Origin of the sequence: Haemophilus sp. oral taxon 036 (genome assembly GCF_002998595.1) — a bacterium.
GTDB classification, from domain to species: Bacteria; Pseudomonadota; Gammaproteobacteria; order Enterobacterales; family Pasteurellaceae; genus Haemophilus; species Haemophilus haemolyticus_K.
The window spans coordinates 1,529,346-1,542,103 of record NZ_CP027235.1 but is presented as its reverse complement, the minus strand read 5'-3'; the positions used below and the strand labels follow the sequence as shown (position 1 = coordinate 1,542,103).

At 37.9% G+C, this 12,758-nt stretch carries 10 protein-coding genes; 3 read left to right on the top strand and 7 right to left on the bottom strand.

Annotation, left to right across the window (positions count from 1 at the left end; genetic code table 11):
• Positions 1-16 precede the first annotated feature (16 nt).
• The 4 genes from recG to gmk all read right to left on the bottom strand — a co-directional run bounded on the left by recG (position 17) and on the right by gmk (position 5,237).
• A complete protein-coding gene (recG, locus tag C3V42_RS07535; RefSeq protein ID WP_106014158.1) occupies positions 17-2,098 on the bottom strand; it encodes an ATP-dependent DNA helicase RecG in 2,082 nt (693 codons plus the stop codon).
• A complete protein-coding gene (gene spoT / locus C3V42_RS07530; protein ID WP_106014157.1) occupies positions 2,095-4,209 on the bottom strand; it encodes a bifunctional GTP diphosphokinase/guanosine-3',5'-bis pyrophosphate 3'-pyrophosphohydrolase in 2,115 nt (704 codons plus the stop codon). The genes recG and spoT overlap by 4 nt, the downstream gene beginning before the upstream one ends.
• A 72-nt stretch (positions 4,210-4,281) precedes the next feature.
• Entirely contained in the window at positions 4,282-4,548 is a 267-nt protein-coding gene (gene rpoZ / locus C3V42_RS07525; RefSeq protein ID WP_005625717.1) for a DNA-directed RNA polymerase subunit omega, read from the bottom strand.
• Between the two features lie 62 nt (positions 4,549-4,610).
• Positions 4,611-5,237, bottom strand: a complete 627-nt coding sequence (gene gmk, locus C3V42_RS07520; protein WP_106014156.1) for a guanylate kinase — start codon at positions 5,235-5,237, stop codon at positions 4,611-4,613.
• Positions 5,238-5,487: 250 nt separating this feature from the next.
• Between gmk and gap the strand changes: the two genes are divergently transcribed.
• Positions 5,488-6,507 carry a type I glyceraldehyde-3-phosphate dehydrogenase gene (gene gap / locus C3V42_RS07515; protein WP_106014155.1) on the top strand — a complete coding sequence of 340 codons (1,020 nt, stop codon included), beginning with the start codon at positions 5,488-5,490 and terminating at the stop codon, positions 6,505-6,507.
• A gap of 194 nt (positions 6,508-6,701) precedes the next feature.
• Positions 6,702-8,510: a long-chain fatty acid--CoA ligase gene (locus C3V42_RS07510; protein ID WP_106014154.1), complete on the top strand. Its 1,809-nt coding sequence runs from the start codon at positions 6,702-6,704 to the stop codon at positions 8,508-8,510.
• A gap of 37 nt (positions 8,511-8,547) precedes the next feature.
• Here C3V42_RS07510 and C3V42_RS07505 read toward each other — a convergent pair whose 3' ends face one another.
• Genes C3V42_RS07505 through C3V42_RS07495 form a run of 3 tightly spaced genes read right to left on the bottom strand, consistent with a single transcriptional unit; the run spans position 8,548 to position 10,907 of the window.
• Positions 8,548-9,333, bottom strand: a complete 786-nt coding sequence (locus C3V42_RS07505) for a Cof-type HAD-IIB family hydrolase (protein WP_164994251.1) — start codon at positions 9,331-9,333, stop codon at positions 8,548-8,550.
• Between the two features lie 25 nt (positions 9,334-9,358).
• The gene (gene ybeY, locus C3V42_RS07500; RefSeq protein WP_106014152.1) at positions 9,359-9,823 is read right to left on the bottom strand and encodes an rRNA maturation RNase YbeY; all 465 of its coding nucleotides are present in this window, start codon (positions 9,821-9,823) and stop codon (positions 9,359-9,361) included.
• Between the two features lies 1 nt (position 9,824).
• Positions 9,825-10,907 (bottom strand): PhoH family protein, encoded by a 1,083-nt coding sequence (locus C3V42_RS07495; protein WP_106014151.1) that lies wholly within the window; start codon positions 10,905-10,907, stop codon positions 9,825-9,827.
• Between the two features lie 134 nt (positions 10,908-11,041).
• Between C3V42_RS07495 and C3V42_RS07490 the strand changes: the two genes are divergently transcribed.
• On the top strand, positions 11,042-12,589 hold the full coding sequence (locus C3V42_RS07490) for a class I SAM-dependent methyltransferase (RefSeq protein ID WP_106014150.1): 1,548 nt from the start codon (positions 11,042-11,044) through the stop codon (positions 12,587-12,589).
• The last annotated feature ends 169 nt before the right edge of the window (positions 12,590-12,758 follow it).

The following is a 12,758-nucleotide window of genomic DNA, read 5'->3' as shown; positions in this document are numbered from 1 at the left end:
AAAATTGACCGCACTTTTAAGCGTTCGAGTAAATCTCTTTATTATTTAACCAACGACGAATAAGACTTTCCGCTAGATCAGGGTATTTTTGGATAAGTGATTTTGCATAAAATTGCACCGTTGGTATCATTTTTCTATCTCGCATTAAATTTGCTACTCGCAATTCAGCAATGCCCGTTTGTTTCGTTCCAAGTACTTCGCCTGGCCCACGAATTTCTAAGTCTTTTTCCGAAATAGCAAACCCATCTTGGCTATCTCGTAACACTTGCAGGCGTTTTTGCGAAACTTTGCCTAGCGGAGGTTTATACATTAGTACACAAAAAGAAGCCGTGCTGCCTCGACCCACTCGCCCTCGTAACTGATGAAGTTGCGATAAACCTAAACGCTCTGCATTTTCAATAATCATCAAACTCGCATTCGGAACATCAACACCTACTTCAATTACTGTCGTTGCCACCAATAAATCCAATTCTGCATTTTTAAAACGCATCATGACATCTTGTTTTTCTTGTGGTTTCATGCGCCCGTGCACTAGCCCAATATTTAACATAGGTAATGCTTTCGTTAAATCTTCCCAAATCGCTTCAGCAGCTTGAGCTTCTAAAACCTCTGATTCATCAATTAACGTACACACCCAATAAGCTTGGCGTTTTTCATTAACACAAGCGTTTTTTACACGCATCACAATTTCAGCCCGACGTTCTTCAGAAACCACTACGGTTGTTATCGGCGTACGTCCTGGAGGCAATTCATCAATAATTGATGTATCCAAATCGGCATAGACGGTCATTGCCAACGTTCTTGGTATCGGCGTGGCCGTCATAATTAACTGATGGGGATAAAATCCTGCTTTTTCGCCCTTCTCTCGCAACATTAATCGTTGATGCACCCCAAAACGGTGTTGTTCATCAATAATCACTAATGCTAAGTCGGAAAACTCCACTTCTTCTTGGAATAAAGCGTGCGTCCCCACCACCATTTGCACTGCTCCAGTTTTAATTTTTTCAAGCTCTGCTTGTCTTGATTTTCCTTTTACTTTACCAGCTAACCAACCTACTTCAATGCCTAAAGGCTCAAACCAACGTCGAAAATTATTCGCGTGCTGTTCTGCAAGAATTTCTGTTGGCGCCATTAAGGCGACTTGTTTGCCATTATCAATTGCCATTAAAGCAGCCAATGCGGCAACCAATGTTTTTCCCGAGCCGACATCCCCTTGCACTAAGCGCATCATCGGATAATCTTTAATAAGATCTTGTTCAATATCCGACACAACTCGCTTTTGCGCATTAGTGGGTTGAAATGGCAAGGTGGATAAAAATCGCTGTTTCAAATCTGTTTGATAATGTAGCGGTAAGGCAGAAAATTGCTGCGTTCCTAACCGCACTTTTTGCATAGCTAAATTATGTGCCAGCAGCTCTTCAAAGATTAAGCGCTGTTGTGCAGGATGCTTACCTTGCTCTAACATTTCTAATGAAATATCAGGCGGCGGACGATGCAACAATCGCAATGCCTCTTTTAAGCTATATTGATGTGGATTAAATTCATTAGGCAAAATTTCTGCAATCTGAACTTTGTCGAGCAATGCCAAAGCCTGATCCGTTAATTTTCGTAATGAATTTTGTTTGAGCCCTTCCGTCGTGGAATAAATCGGCGTTAGCGTTTCTTCCAATACAATAGGCGCATTATCTCGCACAATTTGATATTCTGGATGATGAATTTCTGGCATATGACGCCCACGTTTCACTTCGCCAAAGGCCTTTACCCGCACACCTGCTTGAAAACTATTACGCATTCCCGCATTAAAATTGAAAAAACGTAACATAATTTTCGATGTACCATCTGACAAACTCACAGACAGAATCGGGCGACGGCCAAAAGCGACCTCACTGGTTTGGACAATTCCTTCAATGGTAAAATATTGTTCGGGACGAAGATGACCGATTGGCGTAATTCGCGTACGATCTTCATAGCGAATAGGTAAATGAAAGAGTAAATCTTGCAGGTTATGAATGCCGATTTTAGCCAGTTTATTAGAAATGGCCGCACCAACACCAGAGAGGCTGGTCAAAGGTACGGCATCAAGAAGTTCAAGGCTCATAGCTCATTAATATTGCGTTTGACATTAACGACGCCAGTGATGCCTTTAATGCGATGAACGATATTGGCAAGGTGTTTGATATCTTTTACACAAACCTGCAAAATCACAAGCAATAAATTGTTCTCTAATTCTTCCGTCCAAATATTTTGAAGACTGCTTTCGCTCGCAGAAATTGCAGTCATTAAACTAAGCAAGGCATTCTGCTCATTCAATATTTCTATTTGTAATTCAGCCTCAAAATTCACCGAGCTTTGAACGTTATCCCATTTAGCCAACGATTGGCGACAAGCATTTTTCAAACTGGCACAATGTTGATGGTGTACAACAACGGTGTTTTCTTCGGTACGACATCCCACAATAGGATCGCCCGGAATTGGATGGCAACATTGAGCAAATTGTGTTTTACCCACTTGCATTGGTGCAATAGTGAGTATTTTTGATTCAAATTCAAAATTCTGAGTATTAGCAGATTCTAACGGCACACCCACAAATTGATGCGCAATGATGGAGGCAGACTGATTACCCAAACCAATTTCTCGTAATAATTCATCTAAAGAAGAAAGTGCTAAAGAATCTAATACAGTTCTAATTTGTTGAATAGAAAAATCACCTAAATTATGAGGCTGTAATGCTGCATTAAGCTCAACTTCCCCTAATTTCACCGCATCCTCTTCACAACGCTGTTTGAGATAATGGCGAATCCGTGTTTTCGCACGAGCCGTTACCACGAAATTTAACCATGCGGCTTCAGGATGTGCATTTGGATCGGTGATGATATTGACCGTTTGACCAGACTCAAGGGCTTGCGAAAGCGGATAAGGTTTATGCTCAACAGTCACGCCAACACAAGTATTCCCCACATCTGAATGCACGGCATAAGCGAAATCCACTGCCGTTGCGCCCATTGGCAATTCAACAATTCGACCTTTTGGTGTAAAAACATAAATTTCTTTCGGGAAAAACTCTGATTTTACATTCTCAATAAACTCAAACGAATTACCTACACTTTGTTGAATTTCGACCAAACTTTGCAACCAGCGTTGTGCGCGAATTTGTGCAGTTGTACTGTCGTTTTTACCATTTTCTTTATAAACCCAATGCGCCGTAATGCCCATTTCGGCGACTTGTTCCATATCCTCTGTATGGATATGAACTTCTACGGAAACTCCTTTCGGCCCAATCATTGAAGTTTGCAAAGATTGATAGCCATTTGCTTTAGGTACCGCGATATAATCCTTTACTCGACCAGGGCGTGGCTTATAAAGATTATGCATTTGCCCCAAAACGCGATAACAATCATCCACATTTTTTACAATCACACGGAACGCATAAATATCCATAATAGAGTGGAATTCTTGATCCTTTATGCGCATTTTTTGATAAATCTTGTAAAGGTGTTTTTCACGTCCCCAGACACGAGCAAAAATCCCCGCATTTTCTAACCGCACTTTAATCTCTTGTGAAATACGTTCGATTAAATCTTGTCGGTTACTCCGCGCCACATCAATTAGTTTTTTCAACACTTCATAACGATGTGGATGCATTGCTTGAAAAGATAAGTCTTCTAATTCATTTTTGATATGCTCAATACCTAAACGATGAGCAAGCGGACAATAGATTTCAAGCGTTTCTTTCGCAATACGGCGGCGTTTATCTGGTCGTAACGAACCAAGCGTGCGCATATTATGCGTGCGGTCAGCAAGCTTGATTAACACAACGCGAATATCACGCGTCATCGCCAAAATCATTTTGCGAAAATTCTCGACTTGTGCTTCTTGGCGAGTACGAAATTTCAACTTATCGAGTTTTGATACACCATCCACAATTTCAGCCACACTAGCACCGAACTCTTCTTTCAGTTGTTCTTCCGTATAAGGTGTATCTTCAATAACATCGTGCAAAAGCGCAGCCATTACCGCTTCGTGATCTAAATGTAGTTGAGCAATAATGGAGGCTACTGCAACAGGATGGGTAATGTAAGGTTCGCCACTGGAGCGAAATTGTCCTTCATGCGCATCTCTTGCAATCACAAACGCACGCTTGATGAGTTCAATTTTATCTGCGGGCAAATACCCTTGAATAATTCGATCTAAATCCGCAAACAGTTCCAAAGGAGACCTACTTATTATTGAAAGAGAAAGTGCGGTTAAAATATCGTGATTTTTTACCGCACTTTTAAAAGATTACTCTGTAATTAATGCAACAGCTGCTTCTTCTGTTTCTTGCACTTTAGCCATTTCTTGGAATTCTTGTGCATCCATAATATCTTGATTAATCAAACCTTTTTCGATTTCACGCAATGCGATTACTGTTGGTTTGTCATTATCTTCCGGCACTAACGGCGCACTTTGGTTAAGTTGTAATTGTCTTGCACGACGCGCAGCCGTTAAAATTAAATCAAAACGGTTACCAATTTTTTCTACTGCATCTTGCACAGTAACACGAGCCATAATTTACTCCGATTTGTCAAAAATTACTCTATTGAAAGGGCGTTATAATACTCAATTTCGCCCTATTTTGCTAGTAGCTGTTGAATTAACATTGCATTTTGTTTTTGTTGATAATCTTTAGTTAAGCGTTCCGATTGCAAAATACTTTGCAAATCTTTTAATGCTTTCTCAAAATCATCATTCACAATGACATAATCATATTCGTCATAATGCGAAATTTCACTTATCGCTTTTGACATTCGTTCAGCGATAACCTCTTCACTATCTTGCCCACGACCAATTAAACGACGTTCTAATTCAGGCAATGAAGGCGGTAAAATAAAAATGCTTTTTACTGAAGGCACTTTTTTACGGATTTGTTGAGCGCCCTGCCAATCAATATCTAAAAATACATCAATGCCTTTTGCTAAATTTTCTTCAATCGCAGGTAAAGAGGTTCCATAATAATTTCCACCAAAAACTTTGGCATATTCTAAAAATAAATCTTGCTCAATGAGTGATTCAAACTCTTCTTTTGATACAAAATAATAGTGTACGCCTTCAACTTCACCTGGACGTGAGGCACGGGTCGTATGTGACACAGACACCATTTTTTGAGTTGAACTATCTGATGCCAATAATGCTGAAATTAACGAAGATTTTCCCGCACCACTTGGTGCAGATAAAATATAAAGATTACCTTGGGACATAGATCATTTAACCTTCTCTAACAATTTCAGTCTATTATGCAGATTTCTCTATAAAAAATCATCAAAAGTGCGGTGATTTTTTACAGCACTTTTTCATTCTAATGATGATTTGATATAGATCACAAAAAAGTAGTAGGGTTTATAGTTTTATAAAAATGCTCGTGCTATACTCTGTGCGCTGTCTTACTGAGTGAGCAGTATTACTCAAAGCAAACAGATTTGTTTAACTTAAATAAAAGGTGAAAATCTTATGGCAATTAAAATTGGTATCAATGGTTTTGGTCGTATCGGCCGTATCGTATTCCGTGCAGCACAACACCGTGATGACATCGAAGTTGTAGGTATTAACGACTTAATCGACGTTGAATACATGGCTTATATGTTGAAATATGATTCAACTCACGGTAGTTTCGACGGCACTGTTGAAGTGAAAGATGGTAACTTAGTGGTTAATGGTAAAACTATCCGTGTAACTGCAGAACGTGATCCAGCAAACTTAAACTGGGGTGCAATCGGTGTTGATATCGCTGTTGAAGCGACTGGTTTATTCTTAACTGATGAAACTGCTCGTAAACACATCACTGCAGGCGCGAAAAAAGTTGTATTAACTGGTCCATCTAAAGATGCAACCCCTATGTTCGTTCGTGGTGTAAACTTCAACGCATACGCAGGTCAAGATATCGTTTCTAACGCATCTTGTACAACAAACTGTTTAGCTCCTTTAGCACGTGTTGTTCATGAAACTTTCGGTATCAAAGATGGTTTAATGACCACTGTTCACGCAACAACTGCAACTCAAAAAACTGTGGATGGCCCATCTGCTAAAGACTGGCGCGGAGGCCGCGGTGCATCACAAAACATCATTCCATCTTCAACAGGTGCAGCGAAAGCAGTAGGTAAAGTATTACCTGCATTAAACGGTAAATTAACTGGTATGGCTTTCCGTGTTCCAACTCCAAACGTATCTGTTGTTGACTTAACTGTTAACCTTGAAAAACCAGCTTCTTACGATGCAATCAAACAAGCAATCAAAGATGCAGCTGAAGGTAAAACTTTCAATGGCGAATTAAAAGGCGTATTAGGTTACACTGAAGATGCAGTTGTTTCTACTGACTTCAACGGTTGTGCTTTAACTTCTGTATTTGATGCAGATGCTGGTATCGCATTAACTGATTCTTTCGTTAAATTAGTATCTTGGTACGATAACGAAACTGGTTACTCAAACAAAGTATTAGACTTAGTAGCTCACATTTACAACTACAAAGGCTAATTAAAACTTTGAAAAAATTAACCGCTCTTCGGAGCGGTTTTTTATTATCTAGAATTTAATTTACGATCTAAAAATGAACAATGGATCACTAAAAATAATTTAAAACAATCAATATTCTTCTAGCTTTTATTCCTATTTAAGATTATATTAGCGCACAACTGTTCGCTCAATAAAAAATCAAAAATAGGGTTAATATGAATCTCGATCTCCATTTTGTTCATCGTATTCAACAACAAGCCAAAACTCGTGCAAATATGACCGCACTTCGCTATAAAGAACACGGCTTGTGGAGAGACATTTCTTGGAAAAACTTTCAAGAGCAACTCAATCAACTTTCTCGAGCATTGCTTGCTCACAATATTGGTGTGCAAGATAAAATCGCCATTTTTGCCCATAATATGGAACGTTGGACAATCGCTGATATTGCTACCTTACAAATTCGAGCAATCACAGTACCTATTTACGTAACCAATACAGCCCAGCAAGCAGAATTTATCCTAAATCACGCCGATGCAAAAATTCTATTCGTCGGCGATCAAGAGCAATACGATCAAGCATTGGAAATTGCTCATCATTGTCCACAATTACAAAAAATCGTGGCAATGAAATCAACCATTCAATTACAACAAGATCCTCTTTCTTGCACTTGGGAAAGTTTTATTGAAACAGGTTCAAACGCCCAACAAGATGAACTAACCCAACGCTTAAACCAAAAACAATTATCGGATTTATTTACGATTATTTATACCTCAGGTACAACGGGAGAGCCTAAAGGTGTCATGTTAGATTACGCTAATCTCGCTCACCAATTAGAAGCTCATGATCTTTCACTTAATGTGACAGATCAGGATATTTCACTTTCTTTTTTACCATTCTCTCATATTTTTGAACGGGCATGGGCGGCTTATATTCTTCATAGAGGTGCAATACTTTGCTATTTAGAAGACACCAATCAAGTGCGATCAGCTTTAACAGAAATTCGCCCAACTTTAATGTGTGCCGTACCACGTTTTTACGAAAAAATTTATGCCGCCGTATTGGATAAAGTTCAAAAAGCACCAAAACTTCGCCAAATAATGTTCCATTGGGCAATTTCTGTAGGACGGAAACATTTTGATTTACGTGCAAATAACAAAGCTATTCCGTTCTTATTGAAAAAACAATTTGCTTTGGCAGATAAATTAGTGCTCTCAAAACTTCGCCAATTATTGGGGGGGCGTATAAAAATGATGCCTTGCGGAGGAGCAAAATTAGAACCTGCTATTGGGCTATTTTTCCATGCTATTGGTATCAACATCAAATTAGGCTATGGCATGACAGAAACAACTGCGACCGTTTCTTGCTGGCATGATTTCCAATTTAACCCAAATTCAATCGGCACACTCATGCCAAAAGCGGAAGTGAAAATTGGGGAAAATAATGAAATCCTCGTGCGTGGCGGAATGGTGATGAAAGGCTATTACAAAAAGCCTGAAGAAACGGCTCAAGCCTTTACAGAAGATGGTTTCTTAAAAACTGGCGATGCGGGAGAGTTTGATGAACAGGGTAATTTATTTATTACCGATCGTATTAAAGAATTAATGAAAACCTCAAACGGCAAATATATCGCGCCGCAATATATCGAAAGCAAAATCGGTAAAGATAAATTTATCGAACAAATTGCGATCATCGCCGATGCGAAAAAATATGTATCTGCACTTATTGTGCCTTGCTTTGATAGTTTGGAAGAGTACGCTAAGCAGCTCAATATTAAATATCACGACCGTTTAGAATTATTAAAAAATTCTGAAATTCTAAAAATGTTTGAGCAGCGTATTAATGCGGTGCAAAAAGAACTGGCTCATTTCGAGCAAGTAAAAAAATTCACGTTACTTTCTCAAGCCTTTAGCATTAAATTGGGTGAAATTACACCAACATTAAAATTGCGTAGAAAAGTGATTTTAGAACGTTATCGTAAGCAAATTGAAGATATGTATAATTCAAAAGAATCAAAAAATTCATAACTAAAAGGCTCTCGTTTGAGAGCCTTTTTCTTGCCAATTATTCAGGAAATTTTTCTTCTAAAATTAATGCTAACCCATCTTCATTATTGGTCGCGGTGACTACATTTGCAGCTTGTTTAATTTCATCAGGTGCATTTCCCATTGCCACCCCAAGCCCGACATGTTCTAGCATATCCAAATCATTAAAATTATCACCAAACGCAATCACTTCATCGTCTTTTACGCCAAAATAATCTTCCAAAAAACGCACCGCACTTCCTTTGGTTGCACTCTTGTGCATCACCTCTAAAAAATTAGCATGAGAACGACAAATACTCAGATGTGGAAATTTTTCCTTTAAAATAATTTCAATCTCAATGATTTCTTCTGCTTCCCCAATAATTTGAATTTTATGTGGCGAACGAGCCGCTACTTCATCAAAAGGGTGAATTTCAATTTTGGTGACGCTGCGTTCATAAATCACCCATTTATTTTCTACATCGCGAGCATGGCAGTCATTATTTGTATAATAATTCACACCAAGCAAAGGGTGATCCGCCAAAACGGTATTAATATCTAAAATATCCTTTGGATCAATTTGTACGCTATAAATTAGTTCAAGGCGTTGATTCAAAATAAGTGCGCCACTAAATGCAACAAGCACATTATTCGTTTCAAGCTGTTTCCAATAAGGCAAAATACCTAAAGGAGAACGTGCCGAAATTGGCACAAAAGGAATACCATTTGCCGTTAAACGCTTAATTGCTGCAACAGTTCGAGGGGAAATAGTATGTTGAGGAGTTAATAAGGTGCCATCAAAATCACTAAATACCGCTTTATACATCATACATCATTACTCCGAATAAAGATTATTTCTCTGCTAGATAAGGATCATCAAAGCCTAATCCTTGCATAATTTGGGTTTCTAAACTTTCCATTTCTTCAGCTTCATCGTCTTCAATATGATCGTAACCGAGTAAATGTAAGCTACCATGCACAACCATATGCGCCCAATGTGCTATTAATGCTTTCTCTTGTTCTGCAGCTTCTCGCTCCACAACTTGACGACAAATGACAAGATCCCCTAACAATGGCAACTCCACCTCATCGGGGCATTCAAACGGAAATGAAAGCACGTTAGTCGGGCGATCCTTGCCACGATAAGTTAAATTTAATTCATGGCTTTCGGCTTCATCCACAATACGAACCGTCATTTCAACTTCATCCCCTTCCGGTTGAACTGCAGCTGTTGCCCACTGCACAATCTGTTCTTCTGTTGGCAAACCCTCTATATTTTCTGTGGCAATTTGCAGATCAACGAATATACTTCCCATTTTACTCTCCTAAATTCTTTTCAATTTCTGACCGTTCTTTTTCACGTTCGGCTTTACGAAGCTCCACTAATTCTTTTCGACGAATTTCATCTTGCACTTCCCATTCTTCGTATGCTTGCACGACTTTAGCCACCACCGGATGGCGCACAATATCTTTGCTATCAAAATAGTTAAAACTTAATTCTGGTACTTTTTCCAACACTTCAATCGCATGGCGTAAACCAGATTTTGTGCTACGAGGTAAATCAATTTGCGTAATATCGCCCGTAATCACGGCTTTAGAATTAAAACCAATACGGGTTAAAAACATTTTCATTTGCTCAACTGTCGTGTTTTGGCTTTCATCTAAAATAATAAAACTATCATTGAGCGTACGCCCTCGCATATAAGCCAAAGGGGCAATTTCAATAACATTACGTTCCATTAATTTTTGCACTCGCTCAAAACCTAACATTTCAAACAAAGCATCATAAAGCGGACGTAAATAAGGTTCGATTTTCTGACCTAAATCCCCTGGTAAAAAACCTAGCTTTTCGCCCGCTTCCACCGCAGGGCGAGTAAGTAAAACGCGACGAATTTCTTGACGTTCTAAGGCCTCAACTGCCGCAGCAACCGCTAAGAATGTTTTCCCCGTTCCTGCTGGGCCAATACCAAAACTAATATCGTGAGTTAAAATATTATGCAAATATTGAACTTGATTTTCGCCTCGAGGTTTAATCACACCTCGTTTAGTTTTAATCGTTGTACTGAAAATATTATTTTCAGCACGGTTCGATTCAACTTGAGATAGCATGCGACTTTCTTGCAAAGCCATATGCACATCTTCCAAATCTAACTCTTTCACTTTACCTTTTACGGGCGCAGTTTCAACATATAAATCTTGGATTAATTTCACCGCACTTTTTATCAATTTTACATGATAAGGTTTTGGATCCTCTTCCACAGTATCAATATTAAAAGTGAAATTATGACGAGCAATGACAAGGTTAAATTCTTTTTCGATAAGTTTTAGATGATCATCAAATGCACCGCATAAAGATTGCAAACGTGCATTATCTTGAGGTTCGAGAGTAAATGAAAGCATGAGGATACTAAGCTGGTGAAAATTGCAGTTATTCTAGCGTAATTAAAACTTCATGGGAAATAATCATCGCTTTGTTTTCCCCCATATCCTCTCTATAATATACATTCTTAATTATGTGACAAGCTGGATATATTATGACTGAACAAAATAACCCTTACGACGAACTTAGATACTACTCAAAACCATTTTCTTATACGAGCATTGCGCTTTTAGAAGGGAATGCAACATTATGGGGATTAACCCCTCCAGCACTCAAAGGCGCTAAAGTATTAGAATTAGGTTCTTCTTTTGGTGGAAACTTAATTTCTCAAGCGGTTTATTATCCAGATACTGAATTTGTAGGCATTGATTTATCAGATAGTCAAATTACTCAAGGTAATGAAATTATTCAATCAATGGGATTAACAAACGTTCGTTTAGAAACAAAAAATATTCTCGATATTACGCCTGAATTTGGTATGTTTGACTACATCATCGTGCATGGTATTTATTCTTGGGTACCTGATAATGTCAAAGATAAAATTCTTGAGGTTTGCCGTGAGAATTTAACCCCTAACGGTATTGCTTATATTTCTTACAACACCTATCCCGGTTGGAAAAGCCGCGAAGTTGCACGGGATATTATGCTTTATGCGAATAAATACACTCAGGATTTACCGCTCTCTGAACAAACTCGTCGTGGTAAAGCCGTTGTTCAGTTATTCTCAGATGCAATTAAATCGATTGAGTCTGAAAAAAACAATAATAAGAGCCGAATCAATAACTTCGATAGTATTCAAACTAAAGGTGATCATTACATCGCACATGAATATCTCGAATATCACAACCACCCTCTCTATTTGAATCAATTTGTGGATAGCCTACATCAACATCAATTGGCTTATATTGGCGATACGGATTTTCAACTTTCATATATTTCTTGGATGCCACAACATTTACGTGACATGATCAATCAATTATCCGAAACAGATTATGTTGCACGTGAGCAATGCCTCGATTATCTTTACGATGTAGCATTTAGAAGAAGTTTACTATGCCATGCTCATTTACAAGATAAAATTAATCGTACAGAAACTATTGATAAAGCATTATTAAATAAATTAACTTTTATTGGACAGAACAAAGAAAATAATCTGAGCCATATATTCAATAATAAAGACGTAGAAAAATTACTTGAATACTTTATCCATCAAGTAGGTCATTTCACTATTCAATCATTAATTAATTACGTTGCTGAACATAAAGAATTTGCAAGCCTCACAGAGGATAAAATTTACTCTTCTGTATTGCTAGCTGCCGTTCTAGGATATATCAATGTTTTTCTCACACCTTATCAAACATATACATTTGAAGATAACAAAACCTACATACCAAAACGATTTACTCAATATGTAAAAACTTTATTAGAAGGTGCAGATCAATATATCGGTGCAGGTAATATGTATAATGGAGGAGTTGAAAATTTAAATGAACTCCATCTATATATGATGTCTCAAATGGAAAAACCAATAACTAAAGCAACGCTTAATTCGTCACTTAAAGCATATTTAATTGAAAATGGCTACAAAGATATGAACAATAACGAGAAACTCATTGATGAAGGGTTTGATTGTTCAGGGTTATGTAATTCTATTTGTACAGTATTAGCAGACTTAGGTTACATTCAACCTGCTACACTATAAGCAAAAAGTAAAATTGAAAGCAAATAACATTCTAAGGGAGATCGATTAGATCTCCTTTTTTTGTCCCAATCGCAAAACTAAAATTGAAAACCATTTGCATTTATTGAATTTTAGAAATAGAATGAAGCCAATTCAATATAAATTAAGATCTATTCTCAAAAACAAGGAG

Bases quoted from the DNA above. Each gene is read 5' to 3' on its own strand.
- C3V42_RS07505 (WP_164994251.1), bottom strand. From the start codon at position 9,333: ATGTATAAAGCGGTATTTAGTGATTTTGATGGCACCTTATTAACTCCT.
- C3V42_RS07495 (WP_106014151.1), bottom strand. From the start codon at position 10,907: ATGCTTTCATTTACTCTCGAACCTCAAGATAATGCACGTTTGCAATCT.
- C3V42_RS07490 (WP_106014150.1), top strand. From the start codon at position 11,042: ATGACTGAACAAAATAACCCTTACGACGAACTTAGATACTACTCAAAA.
- C3V42_RS07510 (WP_106014154.1), top strand. From the start codon at position 6,702: ATGAATCTCGATCTCCATTTTGTTCATCGTATTCAACAACAAGCCAAA.
- rpoZ (WP_005625717.1), bottom strand. From the start codon at position 4,548: ATGGCTCGTGTTACTGTGCAAGATGCAGTAGAAAAAATTGGTAACCGT.
- gap (WP_106014155.1), top strand. From the start codon at position 5,488: ATGGCAATTAAAATTGGTATCAATGGTTTTGGTCGTATCGGCCGTATC.
- gmk (WP_106014156.1), bottom strand. From the start codon at position 5,237: ATGTCCCAAGGTAATCTTTATATTTTATCTGCACCAAGTGGTGCGGGA.
- ybeY (WP_106014152.1), bottom strand. From the start codon at position 9,823: ATGGGAAGTATATTCGTTGATCTGCAAATTGCCACAGAAAATATAGAG.
- recG (WP_106014158.1), bottom strand. From the start codon at position 2,098: ATGAGCCTTGAACTTCTTGATGCCGTACCTTTGACCAGCCTCTCTGGT.